Here is a 23,610-nt window from a genome sequence, read left to right on the forward strand (position 1 = left end):
GGCTTTAAACTTCATAAATAATTTTTTTCATGAATAAATATGTTTTCTTATTATGTTTGTTACAGCTGTTTTTAAGTGGCTGCAATTCTAATAATGAAGATTTTGTATTTAATGCTATTTCAGAGCAAACAACACACATTAATTTTTCAAATACAATTACAGAAAACGATGACATCAACATTATAGATTTTCAATATTGTTACAATGGTGGAGGTGTAGGTATAGGTGATTTCAATAATGACTCGCTTCAAGATATTGTTTTTACGGGTAACCAGGTATCATCAAGAATTTATTTAAATAATGGAAATTTAGCCTTTACAGATATCTCTGAGAAGGCTAAGTTTTTTACGGATTCTTGGGTTACGGGTGTTTCTGTCGTAGACATAAATTCTGATGGTTGGGACGATATTTACTTAAATGTTGGTGGTGCAAGTTGCAATAATGATTGTCCGAATTTATTATTCGTAAATAAGGGTTTAGATAAAGAAGGTATTCCATCTTTTAAAGAAGAAGCAAAGGCATATGGTCTAGATGATGCTAATTATGCGCAGCAAGCGGTTTTTTTTGACTATGATCTAGATGGGGATTTAGATGTCTATATAGTTCATAACGGTAATACTACACATGATAAGAATACACCAATGCCCAAGAGGTATTTGCCAGGGCATTTATCAGATTATCTTTTAAAGAATGAAACGGTGGCAGGTGTTGATCATCCGGTCTATAGAAATGTTTCAGACAGTTTACAGATTACCGGTAGAGGTTTTGGTCTAGGGGTAGGTATACATGATTTTAATGGAGATAATTTACCGGATATATATGTGTCCAATGATTTTATAACAGATGATTTTCTGTATATCAACAATGCATCGATATCGAACGAGGTTCCAACTTTTATAGAATCTAGTAAAGACTATTTGTCTCATGAGACCTATAATGCCATGGGTGTAGATGTTTCAGACATAAATAATGATACTATACCAGATGTTTTAGTGGTAGATATGTTGCCAGATCAGTATAAAAGACAAAAGGTGATGTTGGGTAGTATGAATTATGATAAGTTTCTGCTTTCTCAAGCTAATGATTATACCAATCAATTTATGCACAATACCCTTCAAATGGGTAATGGTTTTATTAATAATGAGCCCATAAAATCTAGTGAGGTAGGTTTTCAAAAAGGAATTTCAAGTACAGATTGGAGTTGGGCTCCGTTAATGGTAGATTTAGATAACGATGGCGATAAGGATATTTATATTACCAATGGTTATGTAAAAGATATTACGGACTTGGATTTCATTAACTATTCAAATGAAAACGGAATATTTGGTACTCCAGAAGCAAAAGGCAAACGGCTAAAAGAATCAGTTTCAAAATTGCCAGGTATACATCTTCCTAATTTTATATACGAGCAAACTAAAGATGATAATTTTATTGATGTTTCTACAAAATGGGTTCAAGAAGAAAAATCGTTCTCTAATGGTGTGGCATATGCAGATTTAGATAACGATGGTGATCTAGATATGGTGGTCAATAATATCAATGCTAAAGCTTTAGTTCTAGAGAATACAACTTCAAAAAATAAGTCTGCCAATTATTTACGACTACGTCTAAACGGAGGTGTTTACAATAAAAAAGCTATAGGGGCGAAAATTTCGATTTACCATAATGGTAGTGCGCAAAATCAATATCATTCTGTAATTAGAGGGTATTTATCTTCTATGGAACCAATTGTTCATTTTGGATTAAAAGACACCATCATTGATTCATTAAAAATACAATGGCCCAATGGTAAAACCACTGTCAAGTATTCCGTAAAAGCGAATCAAGTATTAACTTTAAAGCAGGACGAGGCAAAAGTACAGGTACAAAGCAATGAACAAAAAGTACTTTTTTTTGAACCCGACACAACTTTAGTGACCTATGCGCAAGATGACGTCCCTTTAAACGAATACACCTTTCAACATCTTTTGGTAAAGCAACATACGCCAAAAAGTTCGTGTATACTAGCAGCTAATATTGATGGTATTGCGGGCGATGAATTGTTTATAGGTGGTAGCAAAGGTAAGCCAAGTAGTATATGGTTTCAGAATTCAGAAGGTAAATATATGCCTGTTCAATTTTTAGATACGGAATATGATGATGTAGCAGCGGTTTTTTTCGATGTAGATCAAGATGGTGATTTAGACTTATATGTTGCCAGCGGTGGTAATAGATTTGAAGAAGGGTCTGTAAATTATCAAGACAGGGTCTATTTAAATAATGGTAGTGGAATGTTTGCTAAAGGCGAAGGTCTAATACCTACAATTCATGAAAGCAGTAGTACGCTTGCAGCAGAAGATTTTGACAAAGACGGTGATATTGATGTTTTTGTAGGGTCAAGACTAACTCCAAAAAGGTATCCATTTCTGCCGGAAAGCACATTTCTGATAAATAAAGAAGGAAGTTTTCAGAAAAAATTTCAATCGCTATTCAAAGGGTTGGGAATGGTAACCAGCGCAATATGGCAAGATGTGGATCATGATTCATGGAAAGATTTGGTAGTGGTAGGTGAGTTTATGGAAATCACTATTTTTAAGAATAATAAGGGCAATTTAAGTCCTATGCCTATTACATGGATAAATAATCAAGATGAAAATATAAATACATTTGGATGGTGGAATAAGATTGTGGCCACAGATTTAGATAAGGATGGTGATGTAGATTTTATTTTAGGGAATCAAGGAACTAACGGTTTTATGAAACCAACGCAAGAAAGACCTGTATATGTATACACCAAGGATTATGACGAAAATGGGAGTTTTGATCCCGTTTTGGCAAAATATTTTAATACAGAAGAAGGGGAACAATTATTACCGGTGCATTCTAGAGATGATGTTATGAAACAACTTACTGTCTTAAAAAATGATCACACTTCTTATCAGGACTTCGCAAATGTGAGTTATGAAAAATTGTTGAAAATTAAAGACTTGTCTTCAGAAACTTTAAAAGCATCAATTTTTGAAAGTAGCTATGCAGAAAATTTAGGAAACGGAAAATTCAGATTGATGGCGCTGCCAGATAAATGTCAAGTTGCGCCAATCCAAGATATTTTGGTCGATGATTTGGATAATGATGGTAATATAGATGTGCTTTTGGTAGGCAATGACCTAACGGCAGAAACACATTACGGTAATCTAGATGCATTAACAGGTTTACAGATAGAAAGAACAAATAATGAATTTGTGGTTTACGATAGTAGAGATTCTGGGTTTTACGTACCTGGTCAATCAAATCATTTAATTCAAGCAAAAGATAAAAAAGGGAAGCACTATTATATGGCAACCCAATATAATAACAAGACAATAGTGTTTTTAAAGAACTAATTAAAGAATTTTTTTTATGAATGTTGATAGTATTGATGCTACTATAGAAGCTATGGAATTAATAGGGGATAATGCTAATGTGTCTTCTTCCATCCAAAAAATAAGTGCTGAAAATGGTTTGGAAATTTATCAGTTTCATGTCTCGTGTAAAGAAAAGCAATTTCCAAAACCCATTACCTTAAGGTGGAAAGTACCGGCAATTAATGTAAAAGGGGTATGGAAACCAACTACGGATTTCTCAAAAAGAATACAGGCAGATTGGGAGTTGGATCATATGGAATCTAGAATCTCTATCGATGCTCCTGTGATAAGTTTGTTTGGTCATAATGATGAAAATATAATCACCTTCGCATGTTCAAATGCAATTAATAAACTACAAATGAACGCGCGCATTAGAGAAGAGGACAATTACTTCTATTGCCATATTACTTTCTTTTCTGAAGAAGAACAAGCGCTTGATAATTTCGATGCACAAATCCGAATAGATACTAGAAATACAGGCTTTTCTAATGCGTTGAAAGATGTTTCTAAATGGTGGGAAACTTTTGAGGATTTGAAACCGACAACAGTGCCCCCAATTGCAAAAATGCCGTTGTACTCTACTTGGTATCAATTTCACCAGAATTTAGATCTAGAACTTTTATTGGAAGAATGCAAATTAGCAAGTGATTTAGGGTACAAAGCGATAATTATTGATGACGGTTGGCAAACTTTTGACAACAACAGAGGCTATGATTATACTGGAGATTGGAAACCGGAACGTATACCGGACATGGCGGCCTATATAAAACAAATACATGATACCGGTCTAAAAGCTGCAATATGGTATTCAGTACCGTTCTGTGGTCCAAAATCAGAAGCTTTTAAGAGGTTTAAAGGTAAGTTTTTAACAGAAGATCATAGATGGGCACCAGTTTTCGATCCAAGATATCCAGAAGTAAGGGATTATTTGATTGGTATTTATACAAATGCAGTTAAAGAATGGAATTTAGACGGGTTAAAGCTTGATTTTATTGATGATTTTAGGTTGTACGATAGTACACCTCTTGGCATGGAAAATGGAAGGGATTACGCATCTATAAATGAAGCTGTAGATAGATTAATGACTGATGTAATCAAAAATTTGCAAGCAATTAAACCAGATATTTTTATTGAATTTAGGCAAAAATATGTGGGTCCGGCTATGCGTAAGTTTGGTAATATGCTGCGTGCCTTCGATTGCCCTGGCGATGGGACAATGAACAGAATTCGTATCGCAGATATTAGAATGTTGGGTGGCAATACCGCTGTACATTCAGACATGGTCACCTGGCATGATGATGAACCTGTTGAAATTGCAGCGCTTCAATTGATCAATACACTTTTTGGGGTACCACAGTTATCAATGTTTATTTCTAAGGCTTCTTTTGAGCATAAGAAAATGATAGCTTTCTATACTGATTATTGGAATAAGAATGCAGATTTGCTCATGAATGGAGAATTTACTCCGTATAGACCATTAGCCAATTACCCGTTGCAGAAAGTTGCCAATGCTGAAAAGGCAATTTTTGGAGTATATGATGCTTATGTTTTAGACTTAGAAGATGTCAATAATGAATTTCATATTTTAAACGGACAAATTGCTGATTCTGTTATTATCAGAAATGCCAATGATTTTGAAGATTACCAATGTTCGGTATATGACTGTCAAGGGCAGCTTATAGAAGAAAAAACAATATCGTTAAACAAAGGTATACTAGAGGTAGCCATACCGCCGTGTGGAATTTTAATTGGGAGGAAAGCTTAAATCTGCAGTATGAGCGAAAAAGAGAAAATGACCCAAGGCCTTCCTTACGATCCCAACAATGCAGAATTGGTTAAAGGTAGATTGAGTGCTCGCAGATTATTACGAGAAATTACTGCAATATCGGAAGACGAAGAACAAGATCGTAAAATGTTGTTCAGAAAACTCTTTGCGGAGACTGGTGACGAGTTTTATATTGAAAATCCGTTCATATGCGATTATGGTTTTAATATACATTGGGGTGAAAATGCCTATGCAAATTTTGGTTGTATCATTCTAGACGCAGCTCCGGTTTATATAGGTAAGAATGTAATGATGGCACCTGGTGTTAAACTGATGACAGCTACACATCCTTTGGAATATAAGGCGCGGAATTCAGGAATTGAATTTGCAAAACCTATTCATATTGGTGATAATGTTTGGATCGGCGCAGGTGTTATCGTAAACCCAGGTGTAAAGATTGGTAAGAATTCTGTCATAGGTTCTGGTAGTGTTGTAGTAAAAGACATTCCAGAAAATGTAGTTGCCGTAGGTAACCCTTGTAAAGTGATGAAAAGCATTGATAATGCAGGGTAATTGTCAAATAAACGAATAGTAACTAACAACTAAAATATAATAAGCATGCTATCAATTATTTCTTTTTTAGGTTTCACAATTTTAGTTGCAGTAATAGCTTGGTACAAAACACGTAAAACGGATGAGAAATCTGCGGATGGTTATTTTCTTGCGGGTAGAAGTTTAGGAGCAATTACTATTGGCGGGTCTATACTCTTGACCAATCTTTCGGCAGAACAAATAGTTGGATTAAATGGACAATCTTTTGCTCAAGGAGTTTTAGTGATGGCTTGGGAAACTTTGGCAGCTATAGCATTAGTATTTACCGCCATATATCTTTTGCCAAAATATATGCGAGCGGGTATAACTACCATACCCGAGTTTGTAGAAGAACGTTTTGATTCACAAACGAAATCAATATTAGCGTTACTTTTTTTGGTTGCCTTTGGTATTGTGTTGTTACCGACAATTCTTTATTCGGGTTCAATAGCATTCAGCTCAATGTTCGATTTACCTGAGCTATTAGGTACGTCACAATCTACGGTAATTTGGATTTGCGTATGGTCCATCGGTTTAATAGGTTCTGTATATGCGATTTTCGGAGGATTAAAAGCTGTAGCGGTATCAGATTTAGTGAATGCAATAGGCTTGTTGATCGGTGGTTTGTTGATACCTGTTTTTGGGTTAATGCTTATTGGAGACGGTAGCGTTTCTGATGGTTTTGGTGAATTATGGGCTGCTAATCCAGATAAGTTTAATGCCAAAGGAGATATAGACTCTTTTCTGCCATTTAGTACGTTGTTTACAGGCTTAATGATAGCACAAATGTATTATTGGGGTACCAATCAATCTATTTTACAAAGAGTGTTCGGTGCAAAAAGTTTGGCGGAAGGTCAAAAAGGAATGATACTAGCTGGCTTCGTGAAGTTTTTGATTCCCATTATCGTTGTTTTACCAGGTATTATTGCTTGGCATATATTTGGTACTGAATTAGAGAATCCTGATCAGGCATATCCCGCTTTGGTGAAAAAAGTCTTGCCAGGGGCATTTCTTGGCTTCTTCGCCGCAGTACTGTTCGGTGCAATTTTGAGTTCTTTTAACAGCTTGTTAAATAGTAGTTCAACGCTTTTTGGTATTGATTTATATCGTCAGTATTTCAATAAAAATGCATCGGATACCCAAATAGTACGTGCGGGTAAGATTTTTGGTTTGTTTTTAGCGTTTATATCAATGATTCTGGCTCCGTTCATCGCGAATGCCCCAGATGGTCTATTTGCTTATATTCAAGAATCTTTGGGTAGTTTAAGTGTACCAATTTTAGCAGTAGTTACAATAGGGATGTTGACCAAGAATGTGCCAGCAAAAGCAGCGAAAATAGTTTTAACGGGCGGTGTTGTAATGTACTTGGTTAGTCAGTTTGTATTAAGTCCCTATATTATTGATAATGCAATGGCTGAAGCTACGGCAAATGGTATAACGAATGCCAAAGAATTAGGGATTATAAAGGCACAGGCATATCCTCATTTTCTACATGTAATGGGCATATTGTTTGTAATCAATGTTGGCTTTTTATTGTTGATGGGTAAAATGTATCCTAATGAGAATACGTATAGTCCCAAAATTACCGATCAAATAGATGTAACCCCATGGAAACATGCCAAGCTGGTAGGTCTAATTATTACCGTATTGGTATTAAGTACGTATTTGATTTTTTAAAGAATAAAAAGATATGAAGAAGTATGTTATAGCCTTGGATCAAGGTACTACAAGTACAAGAACCATTGTTTTTGATAAACAAGGTAGAATTATTTCAATTGCTCAAAAAGAATTAAAGCAATATTATCCGCAATCTGGTTGGGTAGAACATGATGCTTTAGAAATTTATAACGACCAATTGGAAACTTTTAACGAAGCGATAGAAAAATCTGGTATAGATCCTCATGAAATAGCATCTATAGGTATTACAAATCAAAGAGAAACCACTGTAGTTTGGGATAGAGAGACAGGTGAGCCCATACACAAAGCTGTTGTTTGGTTAGATAAAAGAACTACGGCTATTTGTAATGATTTAGAAGAAAAAGGCTTAACGAATTATATAAGGCAGAATACGGGGCTTGTAATAGATTCTTATTTTTCTGGAACAAAATTAAAGTGGATTTTAGACTATGTAGAAGGTGCTCAAGAAAAAGCTGAAGCCGGTAATTTAATGTTCGGAACAATTGATAGTTGGCTGATCTATAAATTTACGGAGGGAAAAAAACATGTAACTGATCATACCAATGCATCCCGCACCTTAATCTATAATATTAAAAAATTACAATGGGACGATAAACTTCTTGAAGAATTAAATATTCCAAAATCGATATTACCAAATGTTCAAAATTCATCTTCAGATTTTGGGTCAATTAATTACAAAGGTGTTCATATTCCAATTTATGGTGTGGCCGGTGATCAACAAGCCGCTTTATTTGGTCAAGGTGGGTTTGAAGAAGGTATTGCAAAAAGTACGTTCGGTACCGGGTGCTTTATACTTTTGAACACGGGCGAAAAAATGGTAAATTCTAAACGAGGGCTACTGACGACATTGACCTGTAGTTTAGAGAATGAACCCGTACATTATGCATTAGAAGGCAGTATTTTTGCTGGTGGCGCTTCAATTCAATGGTTAAGAGATCGAATGAAAGTGATAGATAGCGCGAGCGAAACAGAAGCTATTTGTACAAGTATACCTTCTTTAAAAAATGTATTTGTAGTACCCGCTTTTGCAGGTTTAGGTGCTCCACATTGGGATTCTGAGGCAAAGGGAAGTATTTACGGGATGACGTTGGACACCGGTAGAGAAGAATTGATTAAGGCGACGGTAAACTCATTGGCATATCAAACCAAAGATGTTATAGGTGCAATGGAGAAAGATTGTAAGAGTAAGAGTGTTACATTAAAAGTTGATGGTGGTGCTAGCGCAAATAATTATTTGATGCAGTTTCAATCAGATATTTTGAATGTTGAGGTAGATCGTCCAAAAATGATTGAGGTTACGGCATTTGGTGCGGCCTTACTAGCAGGTATTAAAGCAGGTGTTTGGACTAAAAATGATATAGCAAAAATTAGAGAGGTCGATACAATTTTTAGTCCTAAAATGGACAAAAAGGAAAGAAAATCGAATTATAAAGGCTGGAAAAAAGCAGTTAAACGAACAAAAACAAAGTAAGCAAATGAAGGAGGATACTATCTTGGGATTTTCGGTATTAAATAGAGCAGAGCAAATCAAAAAATTACAGGATGGTAAGTTTGATTTAGCTATAATCGGTGGCGGTGTTACAGGTGCAGGTATAGCCTTAGATGCAGCTTCCAGAGGATTGAAGGTTTGCTTGGTAGAGAAGAACGATTTTGCTTCGGGCACCAGTAATAAATCTACCAAGCTTATACATGGAGGGTTAAGATATCTTAAGCAATTCGAAATAGGTTTGGTTAGAGAATCAGGTTCTGAGCGTGCAATAGTTCATAAATTGGCACCACATTTGGTAATACCGGAAAAAATGCTGTTACCCTTAGTTGAAGGTGGTACATATGGTAAAATGATGACCTCAATTGGTTTGCAGGTATATGATTTTCTAGCGGATGTTAAAGGTGATGATAAACGAAAAATGCTCGATAAAGCAGAGACCATAGAAAAAGAGCCTTTGCTTAATGAAAGTGTGGTTTTAGGTGGTGGTCTTTATGCTGAATATAGAACAGATGATGCTCGATTAACCATTGAGATATTAAAAAAAGCAGCATTGTATGGGGCAACGATTATCAATTATTGTGAGATGGAATCTTTTGATTACGATGAAAATCATAAAATAAAAGGATTGAACTGTAAAGACGGTAATACCGGAGAGGAATTAAAAATAAAGGCTAGAAATTATGTTTCTGCCGCAGGACCGTGGGTCGATACTTTGAGAACTAAAGATCAATCGATGAACAATAAGCATTTGCATTTAACCAAAGGGGTGCATATTGTTTTTCCGTATGAGAAATTACCGGTAAATCAGCCTTTGTACTTTGATGTACCCGATGGCAGAATGATTTTCGCAATACCAAGAGGTAGGGCTACTTATGTAGGTACTACAGATACAAATTATTCTGGTAGTCTAGATAGGGTAGTAGCAACAGAAGATGACGCTAATTACATTCTAAATGCGATTAATGATACTTTTCCTGATGTGCGTCTTACTATAGGTGACATAGAATCTAATTGGGCAGGTTTACGACCTTTAATTCATGAAGAAGATAAAGATCCGTCTGAGTTGTCAAGAAAAGATGAGTTGTTTGTTTCTGATAGCGGATTGATTTCTATTGCAGGTGGTAAATTAACGGGATACCGTAGAATGGCAGATCGGGTAATTGAAGCCGTGTTGAAAACCATGGAGAAAAAGCATACATCAAATCTAATGAAATCGGATACCGCTAAAATAGCCTTAGTTTCACCTTCTTTGGCTGATTCTAAAGATGTATCCAAGTATCAAAAAGAATTAGAGTTAAGACTTAAAGAAATGGGTGTTGCTGATACGTATCATGCTTGGTATTTGTGTACTACTTATGGTAAGCAAGCAGAAATTATCTTAGATAAATCTAAAACTTTTAAAAATGAAGATGCTCTAGAAAGAATTATTAGAGCAGAGTTGTGGTTCTGCATTCATCATGAAATGACAAACACACTTACCGATTTCTTTGTGCGCAGAACAGGTAGATTGTATTTTGATATTCCTAGCGTTAAAAAGTATGCAAATATAATTCTAGATGATTGTGTAATGTATTTGAACTGGAACGATGTGTATGCTAATAATGAAAAAGAGAAATTAGAAGTGTTGATTAAAGATGCAACTACGTATTATGCTAAAGAGTTTGTTTAAATCATAATTACATATAAAAAGAGCACCAAACCTCGGCGTTATGCCAAAGTTTAAATGCCCTTTTTCAACTAACAACTTAAATATGCACTTTTAAAAGACTTCCCTAAAAACAAAAACGTTTCAGGTACTGTCTCTATACTTTATGATCTTAATTTCTTGATAGTGGCCAAGGTTTCTTTTACCAAAGCCTCTAAACCTGCGTAATCTTTATTGTTTAAAATGTCTTTACTGATCAATTTTGATCCCATGCCAACACAGGTAACCCCTGCATCAAACCAACCTTTTAGGTTGTCCTCATCTGTACTTACACCACCGGTAGGCATAATGCTGGTCCATGGTTGAGGTCCTTTAATACCTTTTACAAAACCAGGACCATATAAAGAACCAGGGAATAATTTTACAATCTCACAGCCCATTTCTTCGGCTTTGTTGATTTCGGTCAATGAACCGCAACCAGGAGACCATAATACTTTTCTACGGTTACAAACTATAGCAATATCTTCTCTTAAAGATGGAGTTACAATAAAGTTTGCACCTATAGACATGTAGTATGATGCAGCAGCAGCATCGGTTATAGAACCAACACCCATAATCATACCTGGTAAGTTCTTAATAGCGTATTTGTTCAATTCAGAAAATACTTCAAAAGCGAAATCGCCACGAGCGGTAAATTCCATTAAACGCGCACCACCATCATAACAAGCTTGTAAAACCTTTTTACCTAACTCAATGTCCGGGTGATAGAACAAAGGTACCATACCAGATTCCTTCATTACATTTGCTACTTCTATTCTTGAATATTGTGCCATTTGTTTTTTATTTCTCGGTTAAAATTTTGTTGAAATCGTAGTCTGAAGGATTGTCCACATATTTTTTTGCATCCTCATAATCATCTTCACCTACATAGAATAAATTTTGAAAGCATAGTTCCGCCAACTCAGAATTGATATTGACCAAACGAGGAGCTATTTTACCATTTTCATCTTGAATATCGGATAGAAATAATGGTGTAATTTCACCTCTGGAATTTGCAGTGACCATACAGCCACTTTTACCTTCATCAAATAATTTTTTTACGCCCAGACCTAATACCGTACATAAGGTTAGGTCAAAGCCTATAGGCCTACAACAGCGTAATTCGTAACCCAGTTCTACTGGTCTACTTTTAATATCTATACCTAATTCCTTTAATTTCTTTTGAACGAGCATATTGAAAATATGCGCTTTACTAACATTACCTAATTCTGGGTGCCCGTGGTCATCATAGGTGAAATTTATATCACACTTTTTTAATTCTGAATCTGGCATGTTATGAAACACGCCTTCACTAATTAAGGCAACACCGTAATGAACGTTCTCAATTTTACGTTTGATCATAGATGAAATGACCATGCGTACTACTTTATCAAACGTAATAGTGGTACGATCAAACATTTCTGGTATGATCATCATTGGAAAATGGCAGCTTGCCGCAATACCAAATGCCAAATGACCGGCCGATCTCCCCATGGTAGACATAACAAACCAGTTTTGGCTGGTACGCGCATCTTCATAAGTTGTATTACCTATGCGTACACCTTCATCTTTAGCGGAATGAAAACCAAATGTTGGGTTTCTGTCAGGTAATGGTAAATCGTTATCAATAGTCTTAGGTACGTGAATATTGGCTATTGAGATACCTTCTTTTTCTAGATAACCTGTAATTCTATTGGCAGTAGAGGCGGTGTCGTCACCACCTATACTTACCAACAGTTTCACATTATTATCAATAAACAGGTTAGTGTTTAGTTTTTCGTTTTTAGGTTTAAAACGACTCATTATCAAAGTGGAGCCACCTCTACTAAAAATACGGTCCGCATGGAAGAAATCAAACTCCTTGATTTGCGGATTTTCATCGAAAATTCCTTTAAAACCTTCATGTAAACCTAAAACACGATAATTGTCTTTTAAAAATGCCTTTGCCACAGTACTGATCACGGTATTTATACCAGGAGCAGGACCGCCACCGCAGAGGATTAAAATTGACTTTTGAGACATATTTTTGGTTTTAGAGGATAAAGGATAATGTTTTTATTATCTAGCAACTCTACCAGAAGCATCACCGCCCATTAGTTTCTCAACTTCAGAAACTGTAACTAGGTTGGCATCACCTTTGATCGTATGTTTTAAACAAGATGCCGCAACTGCAAAATCAAGTGCATTTTGGTCATCTTCTGGGTATTTTAATAATCCGTAGATCAAACCGCCCATGAAAGAATCTCCACCACCAACACGGTCAACGATGTCGGTAATTTGGTATTGACGGGTTTCGTACATTTTATTTCCATCCCAAAGAACACCGGCCCATGTATTATGCGATGCAGAAATAGAACCTCTTAAAGTAGTAATCACTTTTTTAGCTTTAGGGAATTTCTTCATCATTTGCTTACATACAGACAAGAAAGCTTCAGCCTTAACATCGGCACCATCTTTATGTACGTCTAACCCTTCTGGGTGAATACCAAAGTGCTTTTCGGCATCTTCTTCGTTACCTAAAATAATATCGCAATATTCGGTTAATCCGGCCATTATTTTTTCTCTGTGAGCATCGTCACAATATGTCCAAAGCTTAGCTCTATAATTTAAATCCGTAGAAATAGTAATTCCTTTTGCACTTGCAGCTTTAACAGCTTCTAAGCAAACATCTGCAGCACCTTGGGAAATTGCAGGTGTAATACCCGTCCAGTGGAACCATTCTACATCTTCAAAAACGGCATCCCAATCGATCATTCCAGATTCTATTTCTGAAATTGCGGAATGAGCTCTATCATAAACTACTTTACTACCTCTAGATACCGCACCGGTTTCTAGGAAGTAGATACCTAAACGATCACCACCGTATACTATTTTATCTACACCAACGCCTCTTTTACGCATTTCCATCATGGCGCACTCACCAATATCATTCTTTGGCAAACGTGTTACGAAATCTACAGGAACACCATAATTAGCCAATGAAACAGCTACGTTAGATTCTCCACCTCCGTAAACTACATCAAAATTATTAGCTTGAGAAAATCTTAAAAATCCTTGTGGTGCCAAACGAAGCATGATTTCACCGAATGTTACTACTTTTTTCATGTTGTTTAATAAGTTTAATATGTACTGATTTATAATTCTGTTTAATCGATTAACCAATTTTGGTAAAAAATAACCAAAACAGACATTTTTTGTTTAAAAATATTAAAGTCTTACTTTTGGTTAATCGATTAAACAAATATATATAAACTAATTGAATAAAAAAAGAACAACTTTAAAAGACATTGCAATCGTTTTGGGTATTTCTACCGCCGCCGTGTCGAAAGCTTTAAATGATGATGCGCGAATTAGTGTAAAAACCAAGAATGCGGTAAAAAAAGTAGCCAAAGAACTAGATTATCAACCAAACCATTTGGCAAGTGCACTAAGAAAAGGGAAAAGTAAATTAGTTGGTTTGATCGTTCCTAGAACCAATAGCAATTTTTTTTCTTCTGTAGTAGAAAACATGGAAGAGGTTCTAAATAAAGCAGGGTACAACATTATAATAACCCAATCTAACGAATCTTTTGAAAAGGAATGCGACAATATTGATACGCTGTTATACTTACAAGTTGATGGTATTATAGCATCTATGGCAAATGAAACGGTTAATTTGTCCTACTATGAAAAAATTAAGTCCAATGGAATTCCTTTAATTTTATTTGATAGGGGAGAGAATGATTTGAATGTGGATTATGTTGGGATCAATGATTATGATAGTAGTCATATGATTATAGAGCATTTGGTCAAACAAGGCTGCAAAAGAATTGCACATATTGGTGGTTACCGCAGAACCAGAATATTCAATAACAGGATAAGAGGATATATTGATGCCATAAAAAAGCACGACCTACCACATGATGATGAATTACTTATAGAAAGTAGCCTTACATTAGAAGATGGCAGAAAACAGATTGAAAAATTACTTTCGTTGAAGAACAGGCCCGATGCAGTCTATGTTGCAAGTGATTATGCTGCGCTAGGAGCGTTACAGGTTTTGAACGAGATGGGCATTAAAGTGCCCGAAGAAATAAAATTGGTAGGTTTTGGGAACGAACCGTTTACTTCTTTGGTAACACCTTCCATTACAAGTATAGATCAGCACAGTAAACAGATAGGAAAATTAGCTGCCGAAACCTTTTTGGGTTACGTGGATAAAGATGTGGTAGAACAATCTTTAAATAAATTAATTCTGGACTCGGCGTTAATTGTAAGAGATTCGTCCAAATAAAAAAAGCGTTATCGTAAAGTTACGATAACGCTTTTTTTCAAATATAAATGTTTTTAGATACCTAAAGCTTGACCACCACCGATCTGTACAGTTTCGGCAGTAATGAAAGCAGCATCTTTGCTAGCTAAGAAAGAAACAACACCGGCAACATCTTCTGGCTGACCTAATCTACCTAACATAATGTTATTTGCCCAAGAAGCAAAAACTTCTGGTTTTGTAGCTTTGATCTGAGCATGGAAAGGAGTGTCAATAGTACCAGGAGATACTGCATTTGCTCTAATACCATATTCAGCTAGATCTTTTGCCAAAGCTCTTGTCAAAGCATGAACTCCTGCTTTAGAAGTACCGTAGATACCAGCACCTGGTCCACCAGCTGTCCAACCTGCATTAGAGGTATAATTGATGATAGATGGATGATCACCTTTTTTAAGGTAAGGTATTGCAGCTCTAGAGGCAAAGAAAGCTGAATCTAAGTTCAAGGCCATAACACCTCTATAAAATTCAGTAGTCATCTCTTCAAAACGGGATCTACCGCCTAGACCACCTGCGTTATTGATAAGTGTATCTATTTTACCGTATTTTTCACCGATCGCTTTAATGTTCTTGGTTACCGCTTCTTCATTGGTAACATCAAATCCTAAGTACTCGGCAGTAATACCTTCTGCAGTAAGTTCTTTAATTCTTTCGGCACCAGCTTCGTCATCTATTCCATTTAAGATAACGGTGTAACCATCTTGTCCTAATCTTTTAGCAACTGCAAATCCGATTCCTCCAGTTGCTCCTGTAATTACTGCTACTTTTCCTTCTGTACTCATGTTATAATTTATTTTAATCTATTCTTAATTCAGTTTATTTATTTTCATTTAACGGTTCAATTTTACCGCATAACAACCATATACTGGCCAAGGCAATAATAGCCATAGTTGCGCCTATTACAAATGCAGGAGTATAATTGCCCCCGGAAGTTAACCATGGCACTAAGTAAATTAATGCAGCGGCAGTCAACTTTGCCGCCATACCGGCAATACCCGATAAAGTTCCAATTGTTTTGCCTCCGAAGAAATCACTAGGTAAGGTTTGAACATTACCTATTGCAGTTTGGAAGCCAAATAGGATAAGGGCCATAATCAATACGGCTGTAGTTGGTCCGCCCGGATTGGCCATTGCAAGCAAACTTGGCAACATTATCAAACAACCAATTGTAATAATAATTTTTCTGGTTTTATCTACCGTCCATCCCGCTTTTAATCTATTTTGGGCAAATAACCCGCCAAACCAAGCACCTAGCATGGCACCTACATAAGGTACCCAACCATATATACCTATTGTTTTAACGTCCATGCCATACACCTCGTTCAGGTAGATCGGAATCCATACTACGAACAACCACCATATGGGATCAATGGTAGCAGAAGCTATAATAACGCCCCAACTTTGCTTATGTGACAATAGTTTTCTGGTATCGGGATTATATCCATCATCAGGTGTACCGTCATTATCTATATCTTGATTTTGTTGCCCGGTCAAGATATAGTTACGTTCTTCGTCTGAAATCCAAGGATGTTTTTTTGGTGGAGCTTTTACTAAGATCATCCAAGGTATCAACCATAACAACCCTAGGGCACCTACTATTATAAATATCATTTGCCAGCTAAAATATACGGTCATAGTTGCAATTGCCGGTATAGCGACTATACCGCCAATAGCGGCTCCGGAATTAAAGAGGCCTTGGGCAAAAGCCCTTTCTTGAGTAGGAAACCACTCTCCATTTGCTTTAGCGGCACCCGGCCAGTTGCCGGCTTCGGCAATACCTAGAATAGTTCTGAAAATACCAAAACTTAATACCCCTCTCGCCAAGGCATGAAGTGCTGTTGCTATGGACCAAATACCAATTGAAATGGCGAAACCTATTCGAGTGCCCAACCAGTCTAATATTTTACCAAAAATGGCTTGCCCAAAGGCGTATGCGAACATAAAAATTACGGAAATAGTGGCAAATACCTCTTTACGTTCATCATTAGTTTTGTCAGGAAATAAGTCTTCTGCTATATCTGGCCAAAGAACTCCAATAGACTGCCGATCAATGTAATTTATAATTGTGGCTATTGCTATCAAGGTTATAACCCACCATCTTAATCCTTTAATTTTCATAATTCTGTTCTTTTTGGTCTTGTTTCTTGATGAGAATAATCGATCAATTAATTAAGTTATAAATAGATCTTTATTTTCATTTGGTCGGTTACGCTATATGCTAATCTTAAATTCTTATAAATTGTAACAATACTTATAAAGCTCGCCAAAATGAATTTTCATCATTTCTTTGGCTTCTTGGGTATTTTGATTTTTGATGGCATTAAAAATATCTTGATGCTCTTTTATTCGTTTAATACCCTGATTCTTATCACAAACATGATATTTCTCAAAGTTGTTGATGATTTCTGGGGTTATGATCAACATCATTCTATTAATGGTACTATTTCTACAAGCCTGAGCAATTGCTAAATGAAAAAGTAAATCTTCTTGAACGGCATCTTCATTGTTCAGGACTTTTTCTTTGTAAGATTCTAATGCCGACTCTATCTTTTCCAAATCGTCCTTTGTTCTTCGTTTTGCTGCAAGTCTTACTGTTTTAAGCTCTAGTAAAATTCTTGTTTCAACTAATGACTTAAAATCTGGATCTTCCAATGCAAGAATGTCGTTTATCATACCGTTCATAGCAACCAAGCCAATATCTGCTACAAAGGTTCCGCTTTGTGGTTTAGATTTTAATATGCCGTAAAATTCAAGTTTCTGAATAGTTTCCCGCACATTTCCCCTACTAACTTCAAAACGTTCAGACAACATACGTTCTGAAGGTAATTTATCGCCAGGTTCAAGATTTTTATTGTTTATTAAATCTCTAATCTTAGCAATGATTTCATTGTGAAGTTGCTGATGGTCGTTTTTTGTTAGTATCTCTAGCTTCATAACTCACATTTTATTTGAATTAAAAAAATTGGTTAACCAGATTGGTTTGTCAAATTTATAAAAATATATGTGTTATCAAATTTTTAATGAGTTGAATATTAAAAACTTCATTAAAATTTTAAAGAAAGATGGACTGGCTCTCTCAAAAAAGCCAGCCATCTTAAAAAACTAACTCAAACAACTTTCTTTATATATTTTTAATACCCTGGGTTTTGTGTTAGGGTGGGGTTTCTTTCTAATTCATCTTCAGGTAATGGTAGTAAATAATCATCTTCAGAGAAAAATGGTTTTTCACCTTCTAATCCAGAGGCTCCAAATACTTCGTTTCCAATTTTTCTTCTAGCAATGTCGTACCATCTTATTCCTTCAAACGCGAATTCTAGTCTTCTTTCTTCTAAAATATCATCTACTGTAATAGTTCCTGATAAATCTGCAGGTACGGCACTTGGCTCAACTGTTACTGGAACACCTGCACCAGTTTGAGTTTCACCACCCATTCTAGCTCTTGCTCTAACTTGGTTAACATAGTTTAATGCAGTTGCATTATCTCCTAATTCTACAGCAGCTTCAGCAGCAATCAATAATACTTCAGCATAACGTATCATAGAATAGTTATGGCTAGTTGCTCTTGCGTTAGCACGAGCAAATGGTCCAGGAAAACGTGTATATTTTGCAATGTAAGGGTTGTTTTTTGCGAATTCATGACCACTAATATCAAATTGCGTGTAATCAACAACTGTACCTCCAATAGATACTTCGTCATCCATACTAACCGCTCTTCTATAATCATCGGCATCCCAAGTAGTATAGACTTCTAACGTTGGTACAGCTACAGACCAGCCACCACCTAAGTTTCTGTCATCACCTCTAATACCTGTCATTGGGGCAGTTTGATCATAAGCGTTGTCATCAGCTTCAAAATTGTTATAATCTAAAGCGAATATTGGCTCTAAAGACGCATCAATTTCGTTTGCGTTAAATAAATTTTGGAAGTTTGATTCTAAAGCTAAGTTATACGTACCAGCGTTATCAATAACTTCTTGAGCTTCAGTAAATGCATTTTGATACTCACCCATTGTTAAATAAACTAAAGAAAGGTAAGAACTAGCTGCAGCTTTAGAAGGTATTGCTCTAGAGGCAACTGTATTTGGTAACCAAGTTTTAGCATACTCTAAATCTGAAATTATGTTTGCATAAACCTCAGCAGTAGGAGTTCTTGTGATTGCTGCAGAAGCATCAATATCTACAATAGGTTCTTCAATGTAAGGTACATCTCCAAATAATCTAACTAAATGAAAGTAATAAAATGCTCTGGCAAAATAGGCTTGTGCCGTAATTGGATTTTTAATTTCATCGGCAACATCTACGTTTTCGGCACCTGCTATTGCATTATTTGCAGCAGCAATTCCTTGGTATGTACGTGGCCAGAATTCACTTATCATACCATTACTGGCAAGTGTAGTAAATTCATTCATCTCAACTCTTCTCGTTTCATTAGAGGCAAGACTTACCATATCTGAACGCAGCATTAATGCAATAGAAAGCTTTCTACCCCATATTTTCTCATTGATGGCATGTGTTAGTGCCCCATCTACTGCTGTTTGAATATTTGCAGTAGTTTCAAAGAAACCTTCTGCTGACAATATACCTACAGGTTCTTCTTCTAGATCTGAACAACCCATTATTGATAAACCTATCAATAACAGTAATAATTTATATGTTTTCATTTTGTTTTCTTTTAAATTAAATTTTTTCTTAAAACTTTAAGTTAAGGCTCATGTTTACAGTTCTTACCGTTGGGTAGTTCCCAAAATCAAAACCTTGTGCTGTATTGGCAGAAGTATTGTTGTCTCCACCAGAACCAAAGTAGTTTACTTCTGGGTCTAAGCCAGAGTAGTCTGTAATGGTAATTAAGTTCTGTGCACTTAATCCAATTCTAAGGTTATCTAAACCTAATGTCTCAGTAATATCAGAAGGAACATTATAGCCAATTGCAATGTTCTTTAATCTAATGTAGCTACCATCTTCAACAAAACGAGAAGAAATTTCTCTGTTACTGTTATTACCTACACGTGGAGCATCAGTATCTGTATTAGTTGGCGTCCATGCATTGTTATAATAGTCTGTAGTCGTATTAGCGTCTCCGTTTGTTAACTGAACGTTTGTTAAGTTAAAAATGTCACCGCCTTGAGAACCTTGGAAGAAAATACTTAAGTCTAAGTTCTTATATGAAAAGTTATTTGTAAAACCCCAAGTGAAATCTGGATTTGGGTTACCAATAGTTGTTCTATCACCTTCTGTAATATCACCACTACCATCTATATCTGCAAATAATGGGTCACCTGCAACGCCGCCGGATAAAGTAGCCGTCCCTGCTGGTAAAGCTCCACCTTGGTAAACACCAGCGTAGTCATATCCCCAGAATAATCCAACTTCTTCACCTACCCTTAATACATAACTTCTGTCATGGCTAAAATAACTTGGTGTAGCATCGAAAAATAAATCAGCATCGTTAACTAAACTTACAACTTCGTTTTTGTTGAAAGCCATGTTAAAATCTGTTGTCCATCTGAAATTTTCTTTAATAATGTTTTTGGTGCTCAAAGCAACTTCAAAACCTCTGTTGTTAATTTCACCAACGTTTGATAGAATATTGTCACCTGAGAAACCTGCGTATTCAGGGATACTGTTGTTCGTTAAAATTAAATCTTTAGTATCAATGTTGTAGTAATCCAGAGAAAGTGTAAATCTATTATTTACAAACCCTAAATCGATACCAAAGTTAGATTGGTAAGATGATTCCCATTTCAAATTTGGATTTTCTGATTGTTCTGGAGTAACAGCACTAACAGTTTGTCCATTACTAGAAGCATAAATGGTTTCCAGTCTAGATAAAGATTGGTATGCGCTAATAGATGGGTTACCAGTTACACCGTAACTTGCTCTCAGCTTTAAGTTAGAAATAGCTTTGCTGTCCTGTAAGAATTTTTCGTTAGATACTTTCCATCCTAATGCTGCAGAAGGGAAAAGAGCGTACTTTTCATTAGCTGCGAAGTTAGAAGCACCATCTCTTCTTAATGTAGCTGTAAGTAAGTATTTATCATCCCAGTCATAGTTAAGTCTACCAAATTGAGATTGTATTTCAATTTCAGATCTAGAAGAATCTGGTTGCAAAATATTTGTTGCCGATCCTAAGCCATAAAAAGAAAATCCATCAGAAATAAAACCTGTAGCTTCAGAGAAGAAATTTTCTGCAACTGTCTTTTGATAAGAGTAACCACCTAATAAAGTTAAGTTACCTTTTCCTAATTCTGTAGTGTATGTTAAGTAGTTTTCACTTAATACACTAGTTTCTTTATCAATATCAACGATAGCTCTACCACTTTCTCCACCTGCTGTTTGTGTTAAAAGAGATGGTAAGTAAATACCTCTAGTTTGGTTTTCTGTACTTAAACCAAAAGTACTTTTAAAAGTAAGACCTTTTAAAATTTCGTAGTTAGCATAAAAGTTTGCTCTAAAGTTATCAGTTGTTGTTTCGTCAATTCTTTCAGTTGGAACAGCAAATGGGTTGTCAACAGGGTCACCCACAGTGTTACCGAATGTATAAGAGCCATCTTCGTTAAACACAGCTTGATCTGGAGTGTATCTTAATGCTAATGTAATTACATCATCACCACCTGCAGAAACAGAACCGTTTGATTGAGTTGCAGAACCATTTTTAACACCTCTACTCCCAAAAAGGTTCATTCCTAACTTTAATTTATCTGTTACTTGCGCGTCAATGTTAGATAAGAACGTTAATCTTTCAAAATCAGAACCTGAAATTATACCCTCTTGTTTAAAGTAGTTGGTAGAAGCATAAAAGTTAATTTTATCGCTACCACCAGAAACCGAAACTTGGTTATTGGATGTACTTCCAGATCTATAGATCAAGTCTTGCCAATCTGTATTTGCCGGTCCTTGGGAATAAGGAGTAGTAACACCATTATTTGCTCTAATTTGATTTTGATAATTGGCAAATTCATTAGCATTCAATAAATCTAATCTGTTAGATATATTTTGAATGGCGTATGTAGTATTAGCTTCTATAGATATTTTCCCACTTCTACCTTTTTTAGTAGTTACAAGTATAACACCATTTGATCCTCTTGATCCATAAATAGCAGTAGCTGATGCATCTTTCAAAACTTCCATAGACTCAATATCATTGGCTTGTGGCATAGATGCTCCAACAAAACCATCTACAACTACAAGTGGAGAACTACTTGCGTTAATTGAAGTGTTACCTCTAATGGTTATACTGATGGGAGCACCTGGCTCCCCACCGTTGTTAGACTGAACAACAACACCGGCTGCACGTCCTTGTAATGCTTGTTCTGCATTTAAAACAGGATATGCGTTTAATTCCTCAGATTTTACAGAAGAAACAGACCCGGTAATGTCACTTTTTTTCTGAGAACCGTAACCAACAACAACAACCTCTTCAAGTTGGCTTGCATCTTCAGCAAGAACAATGTCTAAAGTTTGTTGTCCATTAATAGTTACAGATTTCTTAGCGTAACCAATGTAAGAGAATTCTAATACATCTCCATTTTTAACGGTAATAGAATAATTACCATCAAAATCTGTTGATGTACCTGTCGTTGTATTTTGGATAACAACATTTGCACCGGGTACAGGCATACTCGTCTCATCGGTAACTGTACCGGTCAGGTTATACCCGTCTTGTGCGAATAATGATATGTTGAGTAACAATACCATTATTAATACTAATTTTGTTTTTAAATTCATTTGTAGTCTTGTTATGTTAATTTAAGTTCGACTTGTTAAAGTCTGATTAAAGCATTTTAAAATGAAAATTGAATTGAGTTTCATTTTACATCTGCTAGGGCTTCTTTAATTTCTACTACTTGCTTTTGAAGAAAACACTAACAGTAAATAGTTCATTTTTTTAATCGCATCCTTATTTCTAATAGGAAATGATAATGTAAATGTGTTAATCTAAATTTTCAGTCATTGAATTGAATTAAAATTAAGTTCGATGTTAATTTGAGTTTTAATATTTTGGTTTTCCAAACTGGTTATCCAATTTGGTTTACCAAATATATGTTATTTCATCGTTAAAAAAAGAGAAATTTACATTTTAACAACTTTTGCTGTGCTGAAATTTTTCAAATCTGCTTTTAACCCTGTGTAATATTGAGAATATGGTATTTAATTAACAAATGGGGACTTTTTTGAATCAATACTTTTTATATCTAATTATGCTTTCTTTTCGTCAAAAAACTGTATTTAAAATCCTAAATTTGAGCGGTTTTCCTCTCTAAATTTTCAATTATTTTTGGATTTGTAGAAGTAAGTGTGAATTCAATTTTTTGATATTCAATAACTTCTGATGATTTTAATTGATTGTAAACACAGTATTATGAATAACAGTTTTGAACAATACGCATATATCCCATTAAAGCAATTTTCTAACCGAGTTTGGCGTACTTATGAGGGAGGGGCACTAATAGATAGATGGAAAAAAGATAGTCTAGAGGTAGATGGCAGTATGCCAGAAGAGTGGATAATGTCTACTGTAACAGTTAGAGGAAACGGAAGACCGGAAAATGAAGGACTTTCTCTAGTAGAAACTCCGTCAGGTACTCATTCTCTAAAAGAATTAGTGGATTCTAACAAAGAATTATATCTAGGTAAGTCACTGGCTGATAAATTTGGCACTACCGGTGTGCTGATAAAAATGTTGGACTCAAAAGA

General features: G+C 35.6%; 16 protein-coding genes. 8 read left to right on the forward strand and 8 right to left on the reverse strand.

Going from position 1 to position 23,610, the window contains the following annotated elements:
* Window positions 1–29: 29 nt before the first annotated feature.
* Genes QZ657_RS08850 through QZ657_RS08875 form a run of 6 tightly spaced genes read left to right on the forward strand, consistent with a single transcriptional unit; the run spans window position 30 to window position 10,595 of the window.
* Window positions 30–3,362: a VCBS repeat-containing protein gene (locus tag QZ657_RS08850; RefSeq protein WP_291966347.1), complete on the forward strand. Its 3,333-nt coding sequence runs from the start codon at window positions 30–32 to the stop codon at window positions 3,360–3,362.
* A 16-nt stretch (window positions 3,363–3,378) separates the two neighbouring features.
* Window positions 3,379–5,148, forward strand: a complete 1,770-nt coding sequence (locus QZ657_RS08855) for a glycoside hydrolase family 36 protein (RefSeq protein ID WP_291966349.1) — start codon at window positions 3,379–3,381, stop codon at window positions 5,146–5,148.
* Between the two features lie 9 nt (window positions 5,149–5,157).
* On the forward strand, window positions 5,158–5,721 hold the full coding sequence (locus QZ657_RS08860) for a sugar O-acetyltransferase (RefSeq protein WP_291959259.1): 564 nt from the start codon (window positions 5,158–5,160) through the stop codon (window positions 5,719–5,721).
* Window positions 5,722–5,766: 45 nt separating this feature from the next.
* Complete coding sequence (locus tag QZ657_RS08865; RefSeq protein WP_291966351.1) at window positions 5,767–7,416, forward strand: solute:sodium symporter family transporter; 1,650 nt, start codon at window positions 5,767–5,769, stop codon at window positions 7,414–7,416.
* A gap of 13 nt (window positions 7,417–7,429) precedes the next feature.
* Complete coding sequence (gene glpK / locus QZ657_RS08870; RefSeq protein ID WP_291966353.1) at window positions 7,430–8,908, forward strand: glycerol kinase GlpK; 1,479 nt, start codon at window positions 7,430–7,432, stop codon at window positions 8,906–8,908.
* A gap of 4 nt (window positions 8,909–8,912) precedes the next feature.
* Window positions 8,913–10,595, forward strand: coding sequence for a glycerol-3-phosphate dehydrogenase/oxidase (locus tag QZ657_RS08875; protein ID WP_291966355.1), 1,683 nt, complete (start codon window positions 8,913–8,915; stop codon window positions 10,593–10,595).
* A gap of 140 nt (window positions 10,596–10,735) precedes the next feature.
* Here the strand turns inward: QZ657_RS08875 and QZ657_RS08880 are convergent, their stop codons facing one another.
* From QZ657_RS08880 to QZ657_RS08890, 3 genes are read right to left on the reverse strand one after another with little or no spacing between them, the layout of a single operon-like run.
* A complete protein-coding gene (locus QZ657_RS08880; protein ID WP_071340327.1) occupies window positions 10,736–11,404 on the reverse strand; it encodes a bifunctional 4-hydroxy-2-oxoglutarate aldolase/2-dehydro-3-deoxy-phosphogluconate aldolase in 669 nt (222 codons plus the stop codon).
* Window positions 11,405–11,411: 7 nt separating this feature from the next.
* Window positions 11,412–12,632 carry a 6-phosphofructokinase gene (locus tag QZ657_RS08885; RefSeq protein ID WP_291959268.1) on the reverse strand — a complete coding sequence of 407 codons (1,221 nt, stop codon included), beginning with the start codon at window positions 12,630–12,632 and terminating at the stop codon, window positions 11,412–11,414.
* A gap of 36 nt (window positions 12,633–12,668) precedes the next feature.
* On the reverse strand, window positions 12,669–13,715 hold the full coding sequence (locus tag QZ657_RS08890) for a sugar kinase (protein ID WP_058105187.1): 1,047 nt from the start codon (window positions 13,713–13,715) through the stop codon (window positions 12,669–12,671).
* Window positions 13,716–13,866: 151 nt separating this feature from the next.
* On the opposite strand from QZ657_RS08890, the gene QZ657_RS08895 reads away from it, so the two are divergent.
* On the forward strand, window positions 13,867–14,883 hold the full coding sequence (locus tag QZ657_RS08895) for a LacI family DNA-binding transcriptional regulator (protein ID WP_291959272.1): 1,017 nt from the start codon (window positions 13,867–13,869) through the stop codon (window positions 14,881–14,883).
* 53 nt (window positions 14,884–14,936) lie between these two features.
* On the opposite strand, the gene QZ657_RS08900 is transcribed toward QZ657_RS08895, so the two are convergent.
* The 5 genes from QZ657_RS08900 to QZ657_RS08920 all read right to left on the reverse strand — a co-directional run bounded on the left by QZ657_RS08900 (window position 14,937) and on the right by QZ657_RS08920 (window position 22,641).
* Complete coding sequence (locus tag QZ657_RS08900) at window positions 14,937–15,698, reverse strand: SDR family NAD(P)-dependent oxidoreductase (protein WP_276471147.1); 762 nt, start codon at window positions 15,696–15,698, stop codon at window positions 14,937–14,939.
* Between the two features lie 34 nt (window positions 15,699–15,732).
* Window positions 15,733–17,034, reverse strand: a complete 1,302-nt coding sequence (locus QZ657_RS08905) for an MFS transporter (RefSeq protein ID WP_291966357.1) — start codon at window positions 17,032–17,034, stop codon at window positions 15,733–15,735.
* A 114-nt stretch (window positions 17,035–17,148) separates the two neighbouring features.
* A complete protein-coding gene (locus tag QZ657_RS08910) occupies window positions 17,149–17,850 on the reverse strand; it encodes a FadR/GntR family transcriptional regulator (RefSeq protein ID WP_276471149.1) in 702 nt (233 codons plus the stop codon).
* Between the two features lie 197 nt (window positions 17,851–18,047).
* A complete protein-coding gene (locus QZ657_RS08915; RefSeq protein ID WP_291966359.1) occupies window positions 18,048–19,577 on the reverse strand; it encodes a RagB/SusD family nutrient uptake outer membrane protein in 1,530 nt (509 codons plus the stop codon).
* Between the two features lie 28 nt (window positions 19,578–19,605).
* Window positions 19,606–22,641 carry a SusC/RagA family TonB-linked outer membrane protein gene (locus QZ657_RS08920; RefSeq protein WP_291966361.1) on the reverse strand — a complete coding sequence of 1,012 codons (3,036 nt, stop codon included), beginning with the start codon at window positions 22,639–22,641 and terminating at the stop codon, window positions 19,606–19,608.
* Between the two features lie 634 nt (window positions 22,642–23,275).
* On the opposite strand from QZ657_RS08920, the gene QZ657_RS08925 reads away from it, so the two are divergent.
* Window positions 23,276–23,610, forward strand: a 335-nt coding sequence (locus QZ657_RS08925; RefSeq protein ID WP_291966362.1) for a hypothetical protein, incomplete at its 3' end; no start/stop codon positions are given.

Origin of the sequence: Maribacter sp., assembly GCA_020629415.1 — a bacterium.
Lineage (GTDB): Bacteria > Bacteroidota > Bacteroidia > Flavobacteriales > Flavobacteriaceae > Maribacter > Maribacter huludaoensis.